Consider the following 19,749-nt stretch of genomic DNA (forward strand, 5'->3'; position numbering starts at 1 on the left):
TGCCGCAGGGTTGTATACAAAATACGAGTATCTATAAAGCAATCACTCACCCGCAATGCTAACGTGGCCGCCTCACTCAGGTCGGAGGTGCGGGCGTGCTGTTACTCAAACTGCTGGTCATCCCAGGGTTTCTCTTGCTGATTTCCCTGGCCGGTAAACGCTGGGGACCGAGTGTCGCCGGTTGGCTGTCGGGGTTGCCAGTGGTGGTCGGGCCGATTCTGTTCTTTCTCGCCATCGAACAAGGCCAGGTGTTCGCCGCTCAATCGGCGACGGCAGCGCTATCGGCGATGTTCGCCATGATTGCCTTTTGCGTGACCTACGCTCAGGTTGCACAACGCGCGAAGTGGCCGTGGGCGCTGGTGATTTCGCTGTTGGTCTGGGCCACGGCGGCCGTTGTGCTGTCGTTGATTCCCCCGTCCCTGATGTTCTCGGTGATCGCCGCCGCGACCGCGCTGCTGGCGGCGCCGTATCTGTTTCCCTCGGTACAGCCGATCGTTTCAGGCCCGGCGCCGAAGTCCGACAAATTGCTGTTGCGCATGATTGCCGGCGCCCTGCTCACCCTCGCTGTCACGTTGCTGGCCAGCACCGTTGGTGAACGCTGGAGCGGCCTGCTCGCCGTGTTCCCGGTGCTGGGCAGCGTGATGGCGGTGTTCTCCCAGCAAACCCGCGGGCCAGCATTTACCGCTGCGTTGTTGCGGGCCACCGCTACCGGGATGTATTCGTTCGCCGCGTTTTGCCTGGTGTTGGCCCTGGCCCTGCCAGGCATGGGTTTGAGCGCGTTCGCCCTGGGCGTCGCGGTGTCAGTGGGTATGCTCGGGGTGACCAAACGCTTGCTGGCCAAGCCGGCGAGCCCGGTACCGGACGCTGGACGTACGGCGATCAAACGCTAAGCTGCTTGATGTCATCGGGTCAGGATGGTCGCCCGCTCATCGCGCTGAAGGAACAGACATGACTCCGCTTCGAAACAGCCACAGCGCTACGGCCGTCGGCGTGATTGCGATTGTGCTCTGGTCCTCCCTGGCATTGCTGACCACCCTCACCGAAGGCATTCCACCGTTTGAACTGCTGACGCTGGGTTTTGGCGCGGCGTTCGCGGCGAGCCTGGTGATTCTGGGCCGACGCGGGATCGCCGGGTTCACCAGTTGGCGCCAGCCCTGGGCTGTATGGGCGACCGGGTTCGTCGGAATTTTCGTTTATCACGCGCTGTACTTTTTCGCACTCAAAGCCGCCCCGGCGGCTGAAGCCAGTTTGATCAACTACCTTTGGCCGCTGTTGCTGGTATTGCTGTCGGCGTTCTCGGCCGGAGAAAAGCTGCACAAGCGGCAATTACTCGGCGCACTGCTGGGCCTGGCCGGCACGGCCTTCATCATGCAGCAGCGTGCCCCGAATGCTGATGCCGCGATGCCCATCGCCGGTTATCTCGCGGCGTTCGGTTGTGCGCTGATCTGGTCGGTTTACTCGGTGATCAACCGCCGGTTCAGCGAAGTACCGAGCAGCATCATTGGTGGAATTTGCGGCCTGGTCGCCGTGGCCGGACTGGTCTGTCACCTGGTATTCGAAACCACGGTACAGCCCGACTTCAGCCAATGGACCGCGATTGTCGTCCTCGGGCTTGGACCGGTAGGCCTGGCGTTTTTTGCCTGGGACCACGCCACCAAACACGGCAGTCTGGCGACGCTGGGGGCGCTTTCCTACCTGGCGCCGTTGATTTCCACGTTGTTGCTGATCACCGTGGGACGCAGCCATGCCAGCCCGATTCTGATCGTCCCGGCGCTGCTGATTATCGCCGGTGCCGTCATCGCCACGTCGCGATCAGCCGCCAAAGTGCCGACAACACGTTCGATAGTTTCGAACGAGTAAAGCAAAAAGCTCGCACGTCATTCGAACGGGTTTACTTCAACATCAGCCTCAGTTCAAAACCAACCACTGACTGAGGCCTCCACCATGAAGTTCTTTTTCCACCCTTCGCCCAACCCGATGAAAGTCGCCCTGCTGCTCGAAGAACTGCAAACGCCCTACGAATTGATCGGCGTCGATACCTTCAAAGGCGAGCAACACCTGCCGGCCTTTTTGGCGATCAACCCGAACGCCAAGGTGCCAGCCCTGGTCGATGGCGACGCGACTGTCTTCGACTCCCAGGCGATCCTGCTGCACCTGGCGCAAAAACATCAGCGCTTCCTGCCGACCTCCGTGGCCGGGCAAGCCGAGTTACTGTCCTGGCTGATGTTCATCGCCACCGGCCTGTCGCCATTTTCCGGCCAGGCGGTGCATTTCCTGCACCACGCACCGGAAGACCTGGCGTATGCGAAAAACCGCTACCTCAAGGAAGTCGAACGCCATTACCGCGTGCTCGATCAGCACCTGGCCGACCATCAGTACCTGGCCGGCGACACCTACAGCATCGCCGACATTGCGCTCTGGGGTTGGGCCAATTACGCGCCGTACATCCTCGGCGAGAGCGGTCTGGCCGCGTACCCGAACGTCAAGCGCCTATTCGATGAAATCAGCGCCCGCCCGGCCGCCCAGCGGGCCCACGGTCTTAAAGAGAAACTGGTGCTGAAGGCGGAGTTCGACGAAGAAACCCGTCGCAACCTCTTCCCGCAGAACCAGGCGCAGTAACCCATTCACAGCATTCGAAGGTGATGAAATGAGTGATCAAGTCGCGTTTATCGTTTACCTGCCGGCCAAACCGGAACGTTTCGCCGAAATGAAAGAACGGCTGCTGGACGTGGTGCACCAGATGTCGGCCGAGCCGGACTTCGTCAACACCTGGGTTCACCAACTCCAGGACGACCCGAACACCTTGGTGCTTTACGAAACCTGGAACTGCAGCAAGAACGACTTCATTACGCGTCACCTGAGCAAGCCGTATCGACAAGCGTATGAACAACTGCTCCCGCAGTTGCTGGTCAGCGAACGTCGCATTGAGTTTCTGAATGTGATCAAGAGCTATCCGGTGCGACGTGGGGTCTGAGAGGACGTTCCAGCGTGACCACGAGCCGCGTGAATGCTGCTAAACAGCGAGGGCGCAAGCGCCCTCGCTACCCGCCTGGCTACTACCCAGGCTTGTGGTTATCCAGTACGCGATTGACCGCTAACTCCCCCAACATGATGACCCGTTGCAGCACCAGCATCGTTTGGCGTCGTGGGCCGTCCGTCAAGCCGGTGAGATCGTTGACTATGGCGCTGGCTGCTGCCAACGATTCGCAGGCCTCGACGAGCAACGTTTCGTCATCCACCGCTGCGTCGATGGTGAAAATGGTGCTGGGCTTGCGGGGCGGTATCTGCGTTTTCGACGCCCCGGGGTCGAGGTAGAAGCTGAGTGCGCGGTCGGCCGCCTCTTTCATTTTCTTGGGGTCAAGATCAAGAAAGGCGTCGTAGGGTAGCGGACCGCTATTCGGGGGGTTGGGCGTAACTTTGAACATAGATGAAAACTCCTTGTTGCAGATTTTAAGGAGCCATCACCCTCGCTACCAAACGAAGGGTGGCGGCCATACGCGGGTTGGTAGACCGGCTGCAACAGGAAACCCGGCGCTCACAAAGGAGCCCCACGCATGACCACCATAAAAGCAGAGTCCCAAAAAAGAGACGGCATAAGGTGTTGCCATACGGCTGTTACAAGGCGGGCTACCAAACCCGATCACTGTTTTTCAGTGACAGGGAAACGATATAGCCTGCCCCACAGCCGCACAAGCCAGCGGATTCTGGCGCACGCGTAGGTAACGACGCAAGGCGTTGTAGCCGTTAGGACGTAACATCGAGTGTCTTTAAACGCGTACGTTAAACGCATGAAAGCGTTCAAAAAATTGAGGAAGCGTCCGACATTTTTTAGGGGTTGGCTGTCGCAAGCGAGAGGTTTAGTGTGGTTGCTCCCATCAGGTAGAGATATGGGGCCACGTGGTGCTTGGCAGGGTGCACTTCATATTGACACCCACGACAGCGAGCCACATACCGATGAGATTGCTAGGTATTGATCCCGGAGGTCACGATGAGCGCCGAACTTTCCCCCATCGTTTCAGAGTTTGAAACCGAAGAGCAGGCCGCCAGCTACGACCGTTGGTTCCGTGCCAAAGTGCAGGCGTCGCTCGATGATCCGCGCCCGAATGTCCCGCACGATCAGGTAATGGCTGATGTGCGATCCCTTCTCGAAGCCAAGCGCAATAAGCGCGATGCTGGTTGAGGGCGGCCCGAAGCTCGGGCTGAACTGTGGCAAATAATTGATTATATTGGCGACCGCCACCTTGTTGCGGCGAGTGAACTGTACCAAGCCATCGAGGCTGCTACCTCAGCCCTTCCGCAACATCCCTACCTTTATCGATTTGGTCGTGTACCCGGTACGCGGGAAATTGTTGTGCACCCCAATTACCTGGTGGTCTACCGGGTGACGGATCGAATCGAGATCGTGACCGTTTTGCATGCCAGGCAGGAGTACCCCTGACTCGACCAGTCATTTGCATCGGATTTGACCAGCACGCTTCGTGGATATAACCGGCAGAGAACGGCCAAAAGCAGCCGCTGGACAGACTAGTCTAATAGGTAGCGTCGTGGTTAAAACCGACAGTGATGTCGCCAGATAGTAGTTAGCCGTATTAGTTGGAGGAGTCGCAATGACAAAAATCGATGTGAAATCCCGATTCGAAGCAAAGCTACTTCGTCCGACAAAGCCTGGTAATGATACGTCGTGGGCGTTCGTAGTACTGCCAAGAGACGCAAGTGAACAGCTTCCGAGGCGAGGAAGGACGACAGTTGAAGGCACAATCAATGGGCACCATTTCCAGGCAACCCTTGAACCGGATGGTCAGCTGAGCCATTGGCTGCAGGTAAGTAGAGAGTTACGCGAAGCCGCAGGCGCGGTCGTTGGGGATGTCGTTACACTAGAGCTTACCCCTGTGAAGAAGGAACCCGAGCCTGACATCCCGGCAGATTTTCAGGAGGCACTGGCAGCCACTCCTGAGGCTCTTGAAGTCTGGAAGAATACGACGACCATCGCACGAGTAGACTGGATACACTGGCTTACTTCAGCCAAGCAACTCAAGACGCGCGCAAAACGAATTGGTGATGCCTGCGATATGCTTGCATCCGGCAAGAAGCAGGTTTGCTGTTTCGACCAGTCCGGCTACTACAGTAAGGCCTTCCGTGCGCCCGAGGCAGAAAATCATTAAATGGAGCGCCTGGAAAACGAGTTGATTCAATGAGCATTAGAAATGACTGTGTGTGTGTGTGTGTGTGTATCGACACGATGTCTGATACCTTTCCCGCGCACCTGATCGCGTTTGATCGACGCTGATCCCATCAAGGAAGATAAAAACAATGAAAATATTATTCATCGCTTCGCTAGGAATTTTATCGCTAATTCAAACATCACCATCCTTCGCGGATAATGATAATGGGAAGAATCTATATTTACAGAGATGTAGCATGTGCCACGGAACAGATCTCAAAGGAACAGGACCATTGGCTAATAAAAGCAATCCTCCTGCACCTGACCTTACAACAACCGCTTTCAAAAAACGATTAAATGATTATCCGGGCGTTATTGTCTGATCGATAATACTTCGTCCAAACGGGGACTTGATTCCAAAAACTTTGCGAGAGAATGGTATAAAGCTGTCGCCGTACGCTTGGAGGATTAAGGATCTGCGCGATTTGAATCAATACATGAGTGGTGCAATTACAAAATATGCAAAGCAGTAATATTGATTGCCCACACACGTACTTATACTGCCCCCTTTGGCGAATGAGCTATTGAAATGGAAGTCATCTCATGTTTGAGCGTAATAAACCGGTTCCAGAATTAATGATTACCGACCTGGACAGGAGCCTGGCTTTTTGGGTGTCCTGCCTGGGATTCACAGTGGCTTATCAACGCCCGGAAGATGGATTCGCATACCTGGACCTGGATGGTGCCCAAGTCATGCTTGAGCAGGTTGATCCAAAGGCAGGCCAATGGCTGACTGCCCCCTTGAGCAAGCCATTTGGAAGAGGAATCAATCTGCAAATTGACGTGAAGGCAGTCGCACCCGTCATCCGGAAACTGGGCGAGATGGGATGTCCACTGTTTCGAGAGTGCAAAGACACTTGGTATCGAGCCGAAAGTGTTGAAGTGGGCCAGCGCGAATTCATCGTCCAGGATCCCGATGGGTACCTCGTAAGATTGGTCGAGCGTTTGGGCGAACGGCCGGCCTTTTCAATCTGAGCTCAGACGCGGATTCTTCATCCCCGTGCTGCTGGCAGAGGAATTCGCGTATCGCTTCGGCGGTTCGCCTGGCGCTGGTCACCACGAAAAAATGCCCCTCGCCCTGCAGGACGTACAGTTCGGCACGGCGAATGGTGCGGCGCAGGATGTGCGCGTTGTACAGCCGCACCAGGGTGTCGCGTTCGCCGGTGAGGATCAGCGTGCGCTGGTGCAGACGGAACAGCCGCAGCAGGCTGGTCCAGCCGACCAAGGCGGCGAGCTGGTAGTAATAGGTTCGCGGGTTGGCCGTGAGCATGCCGTTCACCACACCGAAGCGCAGCAGCGTCTGTATCGAATTGCGCGAGCCTTCCTGCTTGCGCAGTTTGGCGCTTTTATTCCTGCCAAAAAAATCCAGTATGTCGGCGGGCTTCACCAGCATCGCCGGGCCGGCCGAGGTCGCTGCGAGGATGAGCCGGCGCACCATGCTCGGGTAACGCAGGGTGAATTCCTGCGCCAATGCACCGCCCCAACTCACGCCGAACACATCGACCTGGTCGACTCCCAATTGCTTGAGCATCTCGGCGATCAGGTCGGCATGGCGTGGCAGACGCATCGGCCAGCGCGGCATTTGCGATTTTCCGACCCCGGGCACGTCCAACGTTATGGTCCTGAAATCCGCCAGTTCATCGCGCAGGGGATCGAAGGTACGGATCAAACCACCCAGGCCGTTGAGCAACAGCAGCGGTGAGCCTTGGCCGCGGATTGAAACGTTCAACTGCAAGTCTTCAATGGTTAATTTTTGCGTTGTCATGGTTTCCCCCCCTTGGCCTGTTGTTAAGACAGCGTCTGGCGTGCATATGATCCGTGGCCACTTAGACGAGGAAAAATGTTCAACATCACCCGTGATGAAATTAATCAGTTGAACGACTTCGATCTGCGAGAGTTAGTGACTGCTGCCCTTCGTGACAGGCAGAAAACGGCCAAAAGCGGTCATTCCTTCAACGACCGTCCCCTCCGGAATGCCAACTCGGCACCACACCTAGCGTTGTAAAAAGGTTGGAGTGGAGCGCTAATTACGATGGGTTTAGGCATTAAATGACTATGAGAATCTTGCCTACTACACAGGACGACTCCATCGCCTCGTGGGCCTCGACGATGTGATTCAAATCAACGCGCATACCCACTGCCGGAATATATGCTCCTGCTGCCAAACAAGCAGTGATGTCCCTGATCGCATCCTGCTTTTCCGCTTGGGCCACGCTGTAAATAAAGACGAAGCGAAATACACATCCTCGTTTCATCGCGTCAAGCATGGGCACTGACACCGCGTCCGTGGATTGCTTAAGAGCATAGGAACTCACCACTGCGCCTTGAGCTGCACATTTCAGATTTGTGCTCAGATTTGCCAGCAGGTCCACATCAACGATCCGATCTACACCCTCGCCGCCGGTAGTTCGCAACACAACGTCCGCAGTGTCCTCGTGGTAGCGGTCGATGATCAAGTCTGCGCCTGCGGACAGTGCGATTGCCGCTTGCGAGGCGCTTGAAATAGTGGTTGCCACCCAGGCACCGGCCCACTTCGCGAGCAAAATGGCCGCCGTACCGACACTCCCCGCTCCGCCATGCACCAAGACACGCTTACCCCTGATACTGCCATCCGAGAGCAGACAGCGGTGTGCAGTCAGAGCAGGGATACCCAGTGATGCGCCCACCTCCATGGTAATTTCATCGGGCAACACGACTGCTTTATGTGCTGGCACTACGACGTATTCGGCGGCCGTGCCATTCGGACTGCCTTGTTGGGTCTCGTAGACCCATACACGCTCTCCGATCCGCTCCGATGAAACACCCTCACCCACAGCATCGATCATGCCGGCACCATCTTGGTGGGGTATGACACGCGTGTAGGGCATTTGAGCCGAGAAACCCATTCGCGCCTTGATATCACTCGGATTCAGTCCCGAGACATGAATACGCACTCGCACCTCATCGAGGCCAGCAGTCAGTTCAGCCACATCGCCTATCACCAATACATCGCGAGCACTGCCCTGTTGTTCGTAGTACGCCGCCTTCATTCGTGATTCTCCGCCCATGGGCTCAGCAATTTGCTTCGAAGCAACAGAGTGAAATCATGAAGGCTTTTTTACAAGTAGGCACACACATGGCATATAACTATAAAAAGTATACTAATGAGATTTACCCATGACTCTTAAGCTTGCCAGTGATTACCGCTGCGCCGTCGAAATGACCGTAAACATCGCGGGCGGAAAATGGAAACCGCTAATCGTTCATTACCTACTCAGTGGCACCAAACGCTTCGGCGAGCTTGGCCGCCTCATTGGCGGAGTCACTCAACGCTCGCTGACGTTGCAACTGCGAGAACTTGAATCGACCGGGATCGTCACCCGAAAAGTATTCGCCGAGGTGCCCCCTCGAGTGGAATACACCCTCACACCTCTCGGGCATTCACTCGCCCCTACCTTGGAGGCCATGAAGGTTTGGGGCGAAATGTATATCGCTCAAATGCCGCAAAAGTCTTTGTGATCGGCGCATTGTCCCATTCCACATCGTCCCTGATTAACGGGGCGGATAGCCATAACGGCAAGCAGGTGACCATTGCCTAGTAGTGACCGACGTATGTGTCCACCATCCCTAAGCTGTCAGCGCTAGCTAAAGGTTGCGACGTACACATCACTCGACTGAACAAGCTCTGTGCACGGGCGATATTTCGGGGCGAGGTGAACCTCAATAGGCTTTAGAGCGCACCAACTGTCAGCTTTGGGTCGCTGGCGGCCGATCACGCGAATTTGATGACACTGCCCTGGATGTCGTCGCGCGCCAATCGCAAGTCATCGGCGTCCTGATTGAGCTGGTGAATCAGGTTGAACAACCGCTGGCGCAATACCTCGTCTTCGAGCAGCTCAGCTGCGCGCATAACATCCAACGCCGCGACCTCGTTGTTGGTGGCGACGGAGTCGAGCAGTTTGCGCATGCTTCTTGATGGCCGATTCATCTCTAGCACCCCTCGGTTTCCGTTGACGCGAATCATACGGCCCGAATGTTTCGCCAGTGTTTCAGTTGCAAGAGTTGGCTTTGCGCCACCGGCCGGCTGAAGACTGGGTCGCTGCTACCAATGGGACAGGCAGGAATCGGCCAAAAGCAGGCTTCCGCATATGCGGTTCGGCTAGGTGCTTCTAAATCGCGGCTCTGTAGATCACGGTTTTACAGACTTTGATAGCGCCGTTCGAAATCACTGGCCAGCTGTTCAAGCGTGACGCTCCCCAAGCGATCTATAAGCAATGCCTGCGCCGCATCAAACGCTTCGGTTAGCGCAGCATTCACCGCTTGTTCGACCAGGCATTCTGGATGATCAGTCGACAACCCGATGGCGAAAAGCGAGGACGAGCCCAAGGCCTGATGGATGTTCAACAGAGTCATCTCCGCTAGCGGTTTCGCCAGCGTCCACCCTCCACGGTGACCCTTTTCTGAGCGCACGTAACCCTCTTCCTTGAGCAGCGCCATGGTCCGCCGGACCACTACGGGGTTGGTACCGAGCATCTGCGCGATGGTATCGGACGTGGCAGGTTTTTCATGGCGAGCCATGTGGATCAGCACGTGCAGCATGCGGGACAAGCGAGTGTCATTTCTCATGAATGGCGGATTCCTGAATTACTGGCAGTGAGTATCGCTCGATACAGCATAAGTTACGAGACTGTTGACACCTCAACATCATGTAACTTACGTTGTATCTAGAGTTCTTCGAGCAGGTCGAAGAACCAGGGAGACTGATCCATGGTTTATGACGTGATCATCGTTGGCGGCAGCTATTCCGGCATTTCCGCAGGTTTGCAACTGGCACGGGCGCGCCGGAAGGTGTTGGTAATCGATGCAGGTCAACGCCGTAACCGGTTTGCTCACAGCTCACATGGATTTCTTGGGCAGGACGGTCGTAATCCCGGCACGATTGTCAGCGAGGCACGTGTTCAGTTGCTGGCATATCCCACAGTAGAATGGCTTTCGCAACCCGCCATCCAGGCAAGGGCGGACGTTGGTGGATATGTGATAACAGCCGCGAACGGGGAGCAATTCGCAGCGTGGCATTTGATCCTGGCCACAGGGGTGGTGGATGAGTTGCCTGAGGTTCCCGGGCTGTCGGAGCGCTGGGGGCAGCGAGTGTTTCATTGTCCGTATTGCCACGGATATGAGTTGGACGGCGAGCCGATTGGAGTATTGGCGGCGTCACCAATGGCCATCCACCAAGCGCTGATGTTGCCCGACTGGGGCCCCACAACCCTATTCCTCAACGAGATACTCGAGCCTGATGCCGACCAGGTGGCGAAGCTGGCCAGGCGTGGGGTGGCGGTGGAGCGCGAACCCGTGCTGTCGGTTGTAGGAGAACAAGCCGATGTGACCCTCGCCAGCGGTCGTGTGATCAAACTTGCAGGGTTGTTCACTCAGCCTCGAACACGCATGGGCAGCCCACTGGCAGCGCAACTGGGGTGCGAGTTTGAAGCCGGACCGACGGGTGAGTTCATCAAGGTCGATGCGATGCGCCAAACAAGTGTACCCGGCGTATTTGCCTGCGGGGATGCGGCAATAGCCGCCGGTAATGTGGCAATCGCAGTCGGTGATGGCGCACGCACGGGCGGCGCGGCACACCAATCACTGATCTTTCGCTGAATACGAGTAGTAAGCGGACTCAGCGATGAGATCGTGACCGCTTTTGGTCGATAGCGGTGCCGTACCCAGCTGCATCAATCGGCCAAAAGCCGCCGGTCAGGGTAACTACCAAAAGGGGGCGATTCACTTAGCGCCAAGCTATCGAGCAACGTCAAACAAGTAACGTCAAAAAACCAGTCATTTAGCGAATTCCTCCCGACTGGAATTTTTTCATGGCGTGAAGTGTAAAGTGCAAAAGGTGTCCTAGACTACAGGCTTAAATGGTCTGAACTCATGAATTTTTCACCGCTGTAACTACTGGATTTTTATATGAATTCAGACAGTCTTCAGACGTGGCACTGCCTTTATCGAATGCCCTCTATCGACCCAAGAGCGGGATGCAAATATGAATAGTAGTTCCGTAGAGGGCTCTCGATTCAGCGTACTTGATGGATGGCGCGGCATAAGCATCTTGCTTGTCTTGGCGTGCCACCTGCTACCACTTGGCCCAAAGCCTTGGCAATTTAATGCCGCCGCAGGCGTTATGGGAATGGCTATATTTTTTACGCTCTCGGGTTTCCTGATAACAAATTTTCTGCTCAACAACAGCAGCGTCGTTGATTTTTTAATTCGCAGAATCTTTCGGGTTGTGCCTCTCGCCTGGTTGTACATGCTCATTGCTTTACCTGTCATGAACAGCACTTCGGATTTCTACATCGCAAACTTTCTGTTCATTGCCAACTGGCCGCCTATGTGGCTTGGCAGTGTAAACGGCCACCTATGGAGTTTGTGCATGGAGGTCCAGTTCTATTTCGCCATCGCTTTGCTGGTAGTTCTGATGAGAAACAAGTGGGTAGTGCTAATCCCTTGTCTCTGCATCGCCGTCACAATGTACCGAGTCATGAATGATGTCCATGTCGCAATCAACACTTATTACCGCATTGATGAAATACTTTCTGGATGCATACTTGCACTGATATACAACAATAGACTGGGCAACATCCTTGCCAAACTTCCGACACAAACGGGGATCGCACAAATATTTTTATTCCTCCTGTTTGTCTTGTCCTGTCATCCCGATGCGGGCTTCATGAACTACTTCCGCCCCTATCTTGCTGCAGCAATGGTGGGGAGCACGTTGCTCAATAGCCGGACACGAGTTGCCCAGATTCTGAATAATCGCGTTCTATTTTATATCGCCACCATCTCGTACGCGCTCTACGTTGTTCATCCGCTGCTAATACATACTTGGCTGGGTAGCGGAGATACCGTCATAAAATATTTGAAGCGCCCTTTGTTGTTCGCCGCCATTTTTCTCACCGCGCATATCTCGACCTTCTATTATGAAAAATGGTGGATTGCTTTTGGTAAGAGATTTGCCAAGAAAGTAGCTAGCCAATCTGTTACATCGGTCGGTTGAATCCTGGCAGGAAGCACTTACTTGTTAAGGCGCATAGCGTCGAAAGCATCTCGCGCTTCGCATGCGGTATAGGTCATTTGCGCGGCGACCAGACCGGCCAGACCAAAAGTACGGGTCAACCCGAATTTGCGGAAACCGTCGGGAATCGGAATGGACTTGGCGATAGCGTCAGCCAGAACCTCGCCCGCCACCGTCGTGGGCGCCATGCCATGACCACCAAAACCAACGGCGTGCCAGACGCCCGCTTCATCCTGGCCAATCTGGGCCATTTGATGCCGGCCATAGCTCATCAAGCCGCCCCAGGAATATTGGATTTCTACACCTTCCAGCTGAGGATATACGGCTAAAAGATCTTTTTTGAGCAGACTGGCGATCGCTTCCGGGCTCCGATTGAGCACCGAAATCCGCCCTCCCCATAGAATCCTGCTGTCGCGAAGCGGCCGGTAGTAATCAAACGCGAACCGCGTGTCGTAGACCGCTGATTCACAGTCAATAACTTCTTTCAAGCGAGCCCCGAGGGGTTCGGTTGCTACGACATAGGTGGCAATGGGTAATACAGCACGTTCGACCGGGCGATAGACGCCGCGTGCGTATCCGCCACAGGAAAAGATGACATGCTCGGCATGCACTTCCCCGCCATCGGTTTGCACAACATATTGCTTTCCACGCTTCTCGATGTTCAGGGCGGATGATTGCTCATGGATACGCACACCGAATTCAGCCACCGTGCGAGCAATGCCGTACACGTACTTGAGAGGATGAAAGTGGAAAGCGTTACGCTCCAGCAGGCCGCCGAAATAGCGCTCAGTCTTGAGCATCTCTTTTAACTGGCCTGGCGGTATGTATTCCCAATCAACCCCGTAGACGTCACTCATGAGTTTTCGCGGTGTTTCAAGTCTTGACGGGGCGTTGAACCAATTAGCGAGAATCACACCCTTGTCAGCCAGGTCACAATCGATACCGTATTGTTTGACACGATTACGGATCAACTCAACGGCATCCAACGTTAGCCTGTAAAGGCGTTGCGCCTCTTGAACGCCAAGGGTGGCGAGAAGGTCAGCGTTTCCCAGGCTGTAGCCTCCGAAGACGAAGCCGCCATTACGACCCGAGGCACCATGACCGAGGCTATGAGACTCCAGAACAACGACGTCATTGATACCACGCTCCGCCAACCCGAGTGCGGTCGATAGGCCTGCCAGCCCACCACCGAGGATGCACACTTTAGTATCTACACGACCCGATTGAGCGGGATAGGTGGTGATGTCGGCCGTGGTTTCATAAAAGGTTTGCTGTGAATTAGTGCTCATAAATTCATGTGGCCTCGACGGCGTTTTTATTCAATCGCCTAGTTGCAATAGAAAGTCCTGGACGTAGGGCACGACCGACATTCCGGCGTGGGCGGTGTTGGGAACAATGTCTTGTTGAACACGAATGTCATAGGCCTCAAGGTTGCGTGGTGCACCGATAGAAACGGAGCGTAGACGTTCGGGGTGCAGGTAGTAAAATCGGTTGGCAAATCGTAGTTTGGAGCCTGCCGGAGAAGATGTCCGGACTAGACTCGCTCATCCTTGCAGCCCTGCCATACTGTTCAACATGACCAGAGCAACCTTCCGCTTCTACGAGGAGCTCAACGATTTCCTGCCGGCCGAACGGCGGCGGCAGTCCTTCACTTGTGAGTGCGCGCGAGCGGCGACGGTCAAGCACATGATCGAGGCGCTCGGGATACCGCACACGGAGGTCGAGCTGGTGCTGCTCAACGGCGAGTCGGTGGGCTTCGAGCGGGTGATTTTCGACGGTGACCGGCTGGCGGTGTATCCCAAGTTCGAAGCGCTGGACATCAGCCCGCTGCTCAAGGTTCGTGCGCAACCTTTACGGGTGCTGCGCTTCGTCGCTGATGCGCACCTTGGCGGGCTGGCCAACCTGCTGCGCATGAGCGGCTTCGACACCCTCTACGAAAATAGCTTCGAGGATGGCGAGATCGCCGAGATCGCTGCGCAACAAGGACGCATCGTGCTAACCCGTGACCGCGAACTGCTCAAGCGCCGGATCATCAGCCACGGCTGTTACGTGCATGCCCTGAAACCTTCGCTGCAGCTGCGCGAATTGTACGAGCGCCTCGACCTGGCGCGTAGCGCGCGGCCATTCAGTCTGTGCCTTCATTGCAACCTGCCGCTGCACGAGATCAGCCCGGAACTGGCCCGGTCGCAGGTGCCGCCACGCGTAGGCATCCTCTATTCGCACTTCTTGCGCTGCGACGCCTGCCAGCGGGTTTACTGGGAGGGTTCGCACTGGCGCGGCATGTGTGCACTGCTGGCACCTCTGCTGGACCGATAGCCGAGCGCATCGGCCCGCCTCTACGACTTGAAGCGCCCCACCAGCCCGTTCAGTTCATTCGAGAGGTGCGAAAGCCGGCCTGAGTCTTCTTGCGCAGAGCTGGCCAGGCTTTCGACCAGCCGCGCCTCGTCGTAGATCTGCTGGATATGCCGATTGATCTCTTCGGCCACACTAAATAAATCGGTCCCCATTTAATACACCGCCAAAATCCCAGATTTTAAGGATGGCTTTCCAAACGCCAAAACCACAGTTAATGTAATAACAACTACAAAATAAATAGCGCCAACTACATGAAAACCTGGCTGACACTGATTCTCGCGTTACCCACCGCGAATGCCACCGAGCGCATGCGAGCCTGGCGTGCCCTGAAAGCCTCAGGTGCGGCGGTTCTGCGCGATGGTGCCTATCTGTTGCCTGATACCGGTGTCTGTCGTGAAGCTCTGGCGTCTGTCGAGCGCGATATCCTTTCTATCAATGGCACTGTTTACATCCTGCCCGTGGTCGATCCGGAGGGTGAGCGCTTTGTCGAGTTGTTCGACCGTAGCGATGACTACAGCAAGCTACGCGCAGAGATTGAAGAGTGCCGTGGGCAGCTCAAGCCTGAAAACGCATTGGTCACCACCAAACAAATTCGCAAGCTGCGCAAAAACTACGATCAGCTCACTCACATCGATTATTTCCCAGGCAAGCCCAAGGAGCAGATGGATTCAGCCTTGCAGGAGCTTGAGACGGCTGCTAGCAGAGCGTTGTCTGCGGATGAACCCCATAGCCGCGACGAGCCCATAACGGCACTCAACCGTGGTGATTATCAAAGTCGTGTCTGGGCAACACGTAAGCGTCCGTGGGTTGATCGTCTGGCTTGTGCCTGGTTGATTCGGCGCTTCATTGATCCTCAAGCTCAGATCCTCTGGCTGAATACTCCACATGACTGTCCGGCAGACGCGCTGGGCTTCGACTTCGATGATGCGACCTTCAGTCATGTCGGCAATCGCGTGACCTTCGAAACCCTGCAAGCCAGTTTTGAGCTTCAAGAACCCGGCCTGAACCGCATTGCGGCCTTGGTGCACTACCTCGATATCGGCGGTATTCAGCCTTTGGAGGCTGCCGGCATCGAACGCGTGCTGGCAGGACTGCGCGAAACCATTACCCATGACGACCACTTGCTGGCTGCTGCCAGCGCCATCTTCGACGGCCTGCTCACCGAGTTTGTGAAAGAGGAACAACCCAATGAGTAAGGTGCGGGCATCAACGGCTGGAGAGGATCTATCGAGGCCGGAGGCCATCAGCTTGCGTGAAGCATTCTGGTTCTGGTTGAAGCTCGGCTTCATCAGTTTCGGCGGGCCAGCAGGACAGATTTCGATCATGCACCAGGAACTGGTGGAACGTCGGCGCTGGATCTCCGAACGACGCTTTCTCCATGCGCTCAACTATTGCATGTTGCTGCCTGGGCCAGAGGCTCAGCAATTGGCGACCTACATCGGCTGGCTGATGCATCGGACCTGGGGCGGAGTGATCGCCGGAGTGCTGTTTGTGCTGCCCTCACTGTTCATCCTGATCGCTTTATCGTGGATGTACATCGCGTTCGGCGAAGTGCCTGTGGTGGCCGGCCTCTTCTATGGGATCAAGCCTGCCGTGACGGCCATCGTGGTGCAGGCGGCACACAGGATCGGCTCTAGGGCGCTGAAGAATAATTGGCTGTGGGCGATAGCAGCCGCTTCATTTGCCGCGATCTTCGCGTTCAATGTTCCTTTCCCGCTGATCGTATTGGGGGCAGCGTTAATCGGCTATGTCGGAGGGCGTCTGGCGCCTGAGAAGTTCAGAACCGGGGGCCATAGCGCTGCCAAAAAGTCCTTCGGCCCGGCCTTGATCGATGACGACACCCCGTCCCCGGAACATGCCCGGTTCAGCTGGATGAAACTGGCGCTGCTGGCCCTCATCGGCGCAGCGCTGTGGGCGTTGCCGATGGGAATCCTGACCGCGCTTTTTGGCTGGGAAGGTACCTTGACCCAGATGGGCTGGTTCTTTACCAAGGCCGCGTTGCTGACTTTTGGCGGGGCCTATGCCGTCCTCCCGTATGTCTATCAAGGTGCGGTCGGTCACTATGGCTGGCTTACCCCGACCCAGATGATCGACGGTTTGGCACTGGGAGAAACCACACCAGGGCCGCTGATCATGGTAGTGGCCTTCGTCGGCTTTGTTGGAGCGTACGTCTCACAAGTGTTCGGCGCCGATCATGTATTTCTGGCCGGCGCTGTCGCAGCCACCCTGGTGACATGGTTCACCTTCCTGCCCTCGTTCCTGTTCATCCTTGCCGGCGGCCCACTGGTGGAATCGACTCACAACGAACTCAAATTCACCGCACCGCTTACCGCAATCACAGCGGCGGTGGTGGGAGTGATCCTCAATCTGGCATGTTTTTTCGGCTATCACGTGCTGTGGCCGCGGGGCTTCAGCGGCAACCTCGACTGGCCTTCTGCGCTGATCGCCATTTTGGCGGCAATTGCCTTGTTCCGCTTCAAACGGGGCGTCATTCAGGTGCTGATGGCTTGCGCGCTTGTCGGCTTGGCGGTGCATCTGCTGCGCTAGAAAGCACAGGTGAGGGACGAAGCAAAATGCGAGGTGATCCGTTTGGCTTACCTCGGAAATCACTCCTTGTGACTTGTTGGATGTGATCGGCCGACGCTTACGGGTTCAAGCAGCGGAACAAACGAAAACGGGCGCCTTGTCGGGCGCCCGTTTTGTTGAGTCTGTTGTACTTCCCTATCAGCCGTTATGGCTGATCAGTGCGATTTTTTCGAAACCGATGTCCCGGCTTTGCTCAACCCTTTCGTGTTGTGATCGCCTGGCGTTGAGGTCGAGATTGCACTGGCTTTGGCTACGCCGCGAGTGTCTTTGGAATGGGCGATGCCTGAAGTCGTTGGGCCATGACCGCGATCACTATTGCGTTCACTGCCGTAGTGGTTTCCGCTTTCACCATGGTCGCGAACAGCCTTACCGGCGTGATCGCTGGCCAGTCCATTGCCGCGGCCGTTACTGTTAGCGCCGCCGGAGTGATCTGAACCACTGTGACCGCCGCCTATACCGCCGCCCTGGCCACCGCCATTACCTCCCCCATTACCACCGCCATTACCGCCACCACCACCACCACCACCACCACCACCACCACCACCACCACCACCACCACCGTCTTTCGCATAGGCAGAGTTCATGATGGACAGGTCAGCAGGGAGTAATGGGGCGGCCGCAAGCATCAGGGCGCAGGACATTACAGCAATGAGACTCTTATTCTTTAAAAGCATGATTGCTTCCGTAAGGTTGGTTGATATCGCGAGTCTTATGACGCATTAAGCCCCAGACAGTTCAAGTCCTGCGACCGACGGATGTTGCCAGCGCTAGCGTGCAGCGCTCCGGGTACCCGCGAACGCACTCGTGCCAAGCCAGCGCCACAAACTTTCCGCATCCTTCACCGCGCCATCTACACGCAGCTCTCGCGACTGCAGAACCTCGCGCGGTGTGCGGTCGCCCGTCCAAACCTCGGTCAACGCGCGCACGCTGGAGTCCACGACGAGCGTCAGTTCGCGTCCGGGGTCGTCGCGACACAGGTCTGCCACGCCCTGTTCAACCACGAGCCACCACGCTTGTTCGCCGGGCCGCGCGTCGCGAAATTTGAACTGGATGACCACCGGTCGGGACGGGAACGTTTCGATGCGCACGAACCGGCGCACGTCCCACATGAGCAGGCCCGCGTCGAGTTCGTCATCGCGAAGGCGACTGCCGATCCAGCGCGCGCCCCAATGCCCTAGCGCCATGATGATGGGGCGCAATTCCTCGCCTGCCTCGGTCAGGCTGTACTCCCAGACTTTACCGGTGGCCGTGCGGCGCACGACGCCGATTTCTTCCAAATGCCGCAGCCGCTGTGCCAGCAGGTTGGTGGACATTCGGGGCACGCCGCGGTGCAGTTCATTGAAGCGCTTGCTGCCGCACAACAGCTCGCGCACGACCAAAGGTGTCCAACGCTCGCACAGGGCTTCAGCACCTCGCGCGACCGTGCAGAACTGACCGTAGCTTTCGTCCATTGCCTTGGCTCCGCAATTACAACGCTTCAGATTCTGAACTAGCCCCGCCACCTCGCCACGCGCACGCTGAAACCTCGAAAGCTAACCGCCAAAGGAGCACGCCATGACCAAGGTAGCCATCATTCAGCGCCCGCCCGTGCTGCTCGATCGCAGCGCGACGATCGCCCGGGCCGTGCAATCGGTCGCTGAGGCAGCGGCGGCGGGAGCCTCGCTGATCGTTTTGCCCGAATCGTACATTCCCGGTTACCCGTCATGGATCTGGCGGCTGGCGGCGGGAAAGGACGGGGCTGTAATGGGCCAGTTGCACACGCGGCTGCTGGCCAATGCCGTCGATATCGCGAACGGTGACCTGAGCGAATTGTGCGAGGCCGCCAGAACTCACGCGGTGACGATCGTGTGCGGCATTGATGAATGCGACCGGCGCAATGGTGGCGGCACGCTCTACAACAGCGTAGTCCTTATCGGCACGAACGGCGCAGTGCTCAACCGACACCGCAAGCTGATGCCAACCAATCCCGAGCGCATGGTGCATGGCTTCGGTGATGCCTGCGGGTTGCGCACGGTCGATACACCCGTCGGCCGCGTGGGCACGCTCATCTGCTGGGAAAACTACATGCCGCTGGCACGCTATTCTCTGTATGCCCAAGGGGTGGAAATCTACGTCGCCCCCACGTACGACTGTGGCGATGGCTGGATCAGCACGATGCGTCACATTGCGCTCGAAGGCCGCTGTTGGGTGCTCGGCAGCGGCACCGTGCTGCGCGGCAGTGACATCCCCGACGACTTCCCGGCGCGTGCGCAACTGTTTCCCGATCCGGACGAATGGATCAACGACGGCGACTCGGTGGTGGTCAGTCCTCAAGGCCGGATCGTGGCCGGTCCATTACACCGAGAGGCAGGCATTCTGTATGCGGACATCGACGTCACACTCGTGGCGCCAGCGCGGCGGGCGCTCGACGTCACCGGGCACTACGCGCGCCCTGACATTTTCGAACTGCAGGTGCGGCGCACGCCGGCGACTGCGGTGCGCTACATTGACGAATGACGTCCGGCGGTATCGCCTGGCAATTGATCAAGGAGTCATG

24 protein-coding genes and 2 pseudogenes are annotated in these 19,749 nt (G+C 56.7%); 17 read left to right on the forward strand and 9 right to left on the reverse strand.

Annotation, left to right across the window (positions count from 1 at the left end):
- Positions 1 to 95: 95 nt before the first annotated feature.
- From CUN63_RS00975 to CUN63_RS00990, 4 genes are all read left to right on the forward strand, one after another.
- Positions 96 to 890 (forward strand): hypothetical protein, encoded by a 795-nt coding sequence (locus CUN63_RS00975; RefSeq protein ID WP_129436794.1) that lies wholly within the window; start codon positions 96 to 98, stop codon positions 888 to 890.
- A gap of 58 nt (positions 891 to 948) precedes the next feature.
- Complete coding sequence (locus CUN63_RS00980; protein WP_129436795.1) at positions 949 to 1,860, forward strand: DMT family transporter; 912 nt, start codon at positions 949 to 951, stop codon at positions 1,858 to 1,860.
- 84 nt (positions 1,861 to 1,944) lie between these two features.
- The gene (locus CUN63_RS00985; protein WP_129436796.1) at positions 1,945 to 2,619 is read left to right on the forward strand and encodes a glutathione S-transferase family protein; all 675 of its coding nucleotides are present in this window, start codon (positions 1,945 to 1,947) and stop codon (positions 2,617 to 2,619) included.
- A 28-nt stretch (positions 2,620 to 2,647) separates the two neighbouring features.
- On the forward strand, positions 2,648 to 2,974 hold the full coding sequence (locus tag CUN63_RS00990) for a putative quinol monooxygenase (protein ID WP_129436797.1): 327 nt from the start codon (positions 2,648 to 2,650) through the stop codon (positions 2,972 to 2,974).
- Between the two features lie 82 nt (positions 2,975 to 3,056).
- Here the strand turns inward: CUN63_RS00990 and CUN63_RS00995 are convergent, their stop codons facing one another.
- A complete protein-coding gene (locus CUN63_RS00995) occupies positions 3,057 to 3,425 on the reverse strand; it encodes a DUF6124 family protein (protein ID WP_129436798.1) in 369 nt (122 codons plus the stop codon).
- A 563-nt stretch (positions 3,426 to 3,988) separates the two neighbouring features.
- Here CUN63_RS00995 and CUN63_RS01000 point away from each other — a divergent pair.
- The 5 genes and pseudogenes from CUN63_RS01000 to CUN63_RS01020 all read left to right on the forward strand — a co-directional run bounded on the left by CUN63_RS01000 (position 3,989) and on the right by CUN63_RS01020 (position 6,196).
- A complete protein-coding gene (locus CUN63_RS01000) occupies positions 3,989 to 4,180 on the forward strand; it encodes an antitoxin (protein ID WP_129436799.1) in 192 nt (63 codons plus the stop codon).
- 3 nt (positions 4,181 to 4,183) lie between these two features.
- Positions 4,184 to 4,438, forward strand: a pseudogene (locus CUN63_RS01005) (type II toxin-antitoxin system RelE/ParE family toxin); the annotation flags it as partial.
- A 169-nt stretch (positions 4,439 to 4,607) separates the two neighbouring features.
- Positions 4,608 to 5,162: a YdeI/OmpD-associated family protein gene (locus tag CUN63_RS01010; protein ID WP_129436800.1), complete on the forward strand. Its 555-nt coding sequence runs from the start codon at positions 4,608 to 4,610 to the stop codon at positions 5,160 to 5,162.
- 148 nt (positions 5,163 to 5,310) lie between these two features.
- Positions 5,311 to 5,694: pseudogene (locus CUN63_RS01015) on the forward strand (c-type cytochrome).
- 70 nt (positions 5,695 to 5,764) lie between these two features.
- On the forward strand, positions 5,765 to 6,196 hold the full coding sequence (locus CUN63_RS01020; RefSeq protein WP_129436801.1) for a VOC family protein: 432 nt from the start codon (positions 5,765 to 5,767) through the stop codon (positions 6,194 to 6,196).
- Here CUN63_RS01020 and CUN63_RS01025 read toward each other — a convergent pair.
- Positions 6,120 to 6,986: an alpha/beta fold hydrolase gene (locus CUN63_RS01025; RefSeq protein ID WP_256657645.1), complete on the reverse strand. Its 867-nt coding sequence runs from the start codon at positions 6,984 to 6,986 to the stop codon at positions 6,120 to 6,122. The genes CUN63_RS01020 and CUN63_RS01025 overlap by 77 nt on opposite strands.
- 75 nt (positions 6,987 to 7,061) lie before the next feature.
- Between CUN63_RS01025 and CUN63_RS31620 the strand changes: the two genes are divergently transcribed.
- Positions 7,062 to 7,226: a hypothetical protein gene (locus tag CUN63_RS31620; RefSeq protein ID WP_165353223.1), complete on the forward strand. Its 165-nt coding sequence runs from the start codon at positions 7,062 to 7,064 to the stop codon at positions 7,224 to 7,226.
- A gap of 40 nt (positions 7,227 to 7,266) precedes the next feature.
- On the opposite strand, the gene CUN63_RS01030 is transcribed toward CUN63_RS31620, so the two are convergent.
- Entirely contained in the window at positions 7,267 to 8,250 is a 984-nt protein-coding gene (locus CUN63_RS01030; RefSeq protein WP_129436802.1) for an NADPH:quinone reductase, read from the reverse strand.
- A 127-nt stretch (positions 8,251 to 8,377) separates the two neighbouring features.
- On the opposite strand from CUN63_RS01030, the gene CUN63_RS01035 reads away from it, so the two are divergent.
- On the forward strand, positions 8,378 to 8,719 hold the full coding sequence (locus CUN63_RS01035; RefSeq protein ID WP_129436803.1) for a helix-turn-helix domain-containing protein: 342 nt from the start codon (positions 8,378 to 8,380) through the stop codon (positions 8,717 to 8,719).
- Between the two features lie 253 nt (positions 8,720 to 8,972).
- Here CUN63_RS01035 and CUN63_RS01040 read toward each other — a convergent pair whose 3' ends face one another.
- On the reverse strand, positions 8,973 to 9,188 hold the full coding sequence (locus CUN63_RS01040; protein WP_129436804.1) for a hypothetical protein: 216 nt from the start codon (positions 9,186 to 9,188) through the stop codon (positions 8,973 to 8,975).
- Between the two features lie 209 nt (positions 9,189 to 9,397).
- Positions 9,398 to 9,826, reverse strand: coding sequence for an Rrf2 family transcriptional regulator (locus tag CUN63_RS01045; RefSeq protein ID WP_129436805.1), 429 nt, complete (start codon positions 9,824 to 9,826; stop codon positions 9,398 to 9,400).
- Positions 9,827 to 9,967: 141 nt separating this feature from the next.
- Between CUN63_RS01045 and CUN63_RS01050 the strand changes: the two genes are divergently transcribed.
- Both CUN63_RS01050 and CUN63_RS01055 read left to right on the forward strand, forming a co-directional pair.
- A complete protein-coding gene (locus CUN63_RS01050; RefSeq protein WP_129436806.1) occupies positions 9,968 to 10,855 on the forward strand; it encodes an NAD(P)/FAD-dependent oxidoreductase in 888 nt (295 codons plus the stop codon).
- 385 nt (positions 10,856 to 11,240) lie between these two features.
- Positions 11,241 to 12,254: an acyltransferase gene (locus CUN63_RS01055; protein ID WP_129436807.1), complete on the forward strand. Its 1,014-nt coding sequence runs from the start codon at positions 11,241 to 11,243 to the stop codon at positions 12,252 to 12,254.
- A gap of 17 nt (positions 12,255 to 12,271) precedes the next feature.
- Here the strand turns inward: CUN63_RS01055 and CUN63_RS01060 are convergent, their stop codons facing one another.
- Positions 12,272 to 13,561 carry an FAD-binding oxidoreductase gene (locus tag CUN63_RS01060; RefSeq protein ID WP_129436808.1) on the reverse strand — a complete coding sequence of 430 codons (1,290 nt, stop codon included), beginning with the start codon at positions 13,559 to 13,561 and terminating at the stop codon, positions 12,272 to 12,274.
- Positions 13,562 to 13,847: 286 nt separating this feature from the next.
- Here CUN63_RS01060 and CUN63_RS01070 point away from each other — a divergent pair, with 286 nt between their 5' ends.
- Positions 13,848 to 14,588, forward strand: coding sequence for a Mut7-C RNAse domain-containing protein (locus CUN63_RS01070; protein WP_129436809.1), 741 nt, complete (start codon positions 13,848 to 13,850; stop codon positions 14,586 to 14,588).
- 20 nt (positions 14,589 to 14,608) lie between these two features.
- Here the strand turns inward: CUN63_RS01070 and CUN63_RS31625 are convergent, their stop codons facing one another.
- The gene (locus CUN63_RS31625; protein ID WP_165353210.1) at positions 14,609 to 14,779 is read right to left on the reverse strand and encodes a hypothetical protein; all 171 of its coding nucleotides are present in this window, start codon (positions 14,777 to 14,779) and stop codon (positions 14,609 to 14,611) included.
- 99 nt (positions 14,780 to 14,878) lie between these two features.
- Here CUN63_RS31625 and CUN63_RS01075 point away from each other — a divergent pair, with 99 nt between their 5' ends.
- Entirely contained in the window at positions 14,879 to 15,823 is a 945-nt protein-coding gene (locus CUN63_RS01075; RefSeq protein ID WP_129436810.1) for a chromate resistance protein ChrB domain-containing protein, read from the forward strand.
- Positions 15,816 to 17,174 (forward strand): chromate efflux transporter, encoded by a 1,359-nt coding sequence (gene chrA, locus CUN63_RS01080; protein WP_129436811.1) that lies wholly within the window; start codon positions 15,816 to 15,818, stop codon positions 17,172 to 17,174. Before CUN63_RS01075 ends, chrA begins: the two co-directional genes overlap by 8 nt.
- A gap of 194 nt (positions 17,175 to 17,368) precedes the next feature.
- On the opposite strand, the gene CUN63_RS31985 is transcribed toward chrA, so the two are convergent.
- Together CUN63_RS31985 and CUN63_RS01090 are read right to left on the reverse strand one after the other, a co-directional pair.
- Complete coding sequence (locus tag CUN63_RS31985; RefSeq protein ID WP_256657646.1) at positions 17,369 to 17,887, reverse strand: hypothetical protein; 519 nt, start codon at positions 17,885 to 17,887, stop codon at positions 17,369 to 17,371.
- Positions 17,888 to 17,980: 93 nt separating this feature from the next.
- A complete protein-coding gene (locus CUN63_RS01090; RefSeq protein WP_129436812.1) occupies positions 17,981 to 18,664 on the reverse strand; it encodes a helix-turn-helix domain-containing protein in 684 nt (227 codons plus the stop codon).
- 103 nt (positions 18,665 to 18,767) lie between these two features.
- Between CUN63_RS01090 and CUN63_RS01095 the strand changes: the two genes are divergently transcribed.
- Positions 18,768 to 19,709: a carbon-nitrogen hydrolase family protein gene (locus tag CUN63_RS01095; RefSeq protein WP_129436813.1), complete on the forward strand. Its 942-nt coding sequence runs from the start codon at positions 18,768 to 18,770 to the stop codon at positions 19,707 to 19,709.
- Positions 19,710 to 19,749 lie beyond the last annotated feature (40 nt).

It is taken from the genome of Pseudomonas sp. ACM7 (assembly GCF_004136015.1).
Lineage (GTDB): Bacteria > Pseudomonadota > Gammaproteobacteria > Pseudomonadales > Pseudomonadaceae > Aquipseudomonas > Aquipseudomonas frigoris.

Bases quoted from the DNA above. Each gene is read 5' to 3' on its own strand.
- CUN63_RS01075 (WP_129436810.1), top strand. From the start codon at position 14,879: ATGAAAACCTGGCTGACACTGATTCTCGCGTTACCCACCGCGAATGCC.
- CUN63_RS00995 (WP_129436798.1), bottom strand. From the start codon at position 3,425: ATGTTCAAAGTTACGCCCAACCCCCCGAATAGCGGTCCGCTACCCTAC.
- CUN63_RS00985 (WP_129436796.1), top strand. From the start codon at position 1,945: ATGAAGTTCTTTTTCCACCCTTCGCCCAACCCGATGAAAGTCGCCCTG.
- CUN63_RS01035 (WP_129436803.1), top strand. From the start codon at position 8,378: ATGACTCTTAAGCTTGCCAGTGATTACCGCTGCGCCGTCGAAATGACC.
- CUN63_RS01010 (WP_129436800.1), top strand. From the start codon at position 4,608: ATGACAAAAATCGATGTGAAATCCCGATTCGAAGCAAAGCTACTTCGT.
- CUN63_RS01095 (WP_129436813.1), top strand. From the start codon at position 18,768: ATGACCAAGGTAGCCATCATTCAGCGCCCGCCCGTGCTGCTCGATCGC.
- chrA (WP_129436811.1), top strand. From the start codon at position 15,816: ATGAGTAAGGTGCGGGCATCAACGGCTGGAGAGGATCTATCGAGGCCG.
- CUN63_RS31985 (WP_256657646.1), bottom strand. From the start codon at position 17,887: ATGCTTTTAAAGAATAAGAGTCTCATTGCTGTAATGTCCTGCGCCCTG.
- CUN63_RS01060 (WP_129436808.1), bottom strand. From the start codon at position 13,561: ATGAGCACTAATTCACAGCAAACCTTTTATGAAACCACGGCCGACATC.
- CUN63_RS00980 (WP_129436795.1), top strand. From the start codon at position 949: ATGACTCCGCTTCGAAACAGCCACAGCGCTACGGCCGTCGGCGTGATT.
- CUN63_RS01025 (WP_256657645.1), bottom strand. From the start codon at position 6,986: ATGACAACGCAAAAATTAACCATTGAAGACTTGCAGTTGAACGTTTCA.
- CUN63_RS01045 (WP_129436805.1), bottom strand. From the start codon at position 9,826: ATGAGAAATGACACTCGCTTGTCCCGCATGCTGCACGTGCTGATCCAC.
- CUN63_RS01030 (WP_129436802.1), bottom strand. From the start codon at position 8,250: ATGAAGGCGGCGTACTACGAACAACAGGGCAGTGCTCGCGATGTATTG.
- CUN63_RS01070 (WP_129436809.1), top strand. From the start codon at position 13,848: ATGACCAGAGCAACCTTCCGCTTCTACGAGGAGCTCAACGATTTCCTG.
- CUN63_RS01000 (WP_129436799.1), top strand. From the start codon at position 3,989: ATGAGCGCCGAACTTTCCCCCATCGTTTCAGAGTTTGAAACCGAAGAG.
- CUN63_RS31625 (WP_165353210.1), bottom strand. From the start codon at position 14,779: ATGGGGACCGATTTATTTAGTGTGGCCGAAGAGATCAATCGGCATATC.
- CUN63_RS01090 (WP_129436812.1), bottom strand. From the start codon at position 18,664: ATGGACGAAAGCTACGGTCAGTTCTGCACGGTCGCGCGAGGTGCTGAA.
- CUN63_RS01050 (WP_129436806.1), top strand. From the start codon at position 9,968: ATGGTTTATGACGTGATCATCGTTGGCGGCAGCTATTCCGGCATTTCC.
- CUN63_RS01020 (WP_129436801.1), top strand. From the start codon at position 5,765: ATGTTTGAGCGTAATAAACCGGTTCCAGAATTAATGATTACCGACCTG.
- CUN63_RS01040 (WP_129436804.1), bottom strand. From the start codon at position 9,188: ATGAATCGGCCATCAAGAAGCATGCGCAAACTGCTCGACTCCGTCGCC.
- CUN63_RS01055 (WP_129436807.1), top strand. From the start codon at position 11,241: ATGAATAGTAGTTCCGTAGAGGGCTCTCGATTCAGCGTACTTGATGGA.
- CUN63_RS31620 (WP_165353223.1), top strand. From the start codon at position 7,062: ATGTTCAACATCACCCGTGATGAAATTAATCAGTTGAACGACTTCGAT.
- CUN63_RS00990 (WP_129436797.1), top strand. From the start codon at position 2,648: ATGAGTGATCAAGTCGCGTTTATCGTTTACCTGCCGGCCAAACCGGAA.